Genomic DNA, 259 nt, shown 5'->3' with positions numbered 1-259 from the left:
CAGGGCGAACAGGCCGACCATCGCGAGCAGGGCCAGGTAGGCGCCGTGGGTGAACTTGGAGATGAGGATGATGATGAGCACGATGCCGGTCATCACCAGTCCGACGCCGTTGATGAGCCGCGAGCGCATCCAGACGCGGCGCTGCTCCTTGGGGGCCCGCAGGTCCGAGCGGAGGAGTCGTGTCCAGTGCCTCAGCATCCCGGTCTGGCTGACGGTGAAGGAGATGAAGACCCCGACCACATAGAGCTGGATCAGGGCG

General features: G+C 65.3%; 1 pseudogene. It reads right to left on the bottom strand.

Going from position 1 to position 259, the window contains the following annotated elements:
• Positions 1-259 (bottom strand): annotated as a pseudogene (locus B4920_RS26840) (DNA-binding protein); the annotation flags it as partial.

Source organism: Zoogloea sp. LCSB751 (assembly GCF_002028455.1).
Lineage (GTDB): Bacteria > Pseudomonadota > Gammaproteobacteria > Burkholderiales > Rhodocyclaceae > Zoogloea.
The sequence above is the reverse complement of the archived record's forward strand: the minus strand, read 5'-3'. Positions and strand labels throughout refer to the sequence as shown.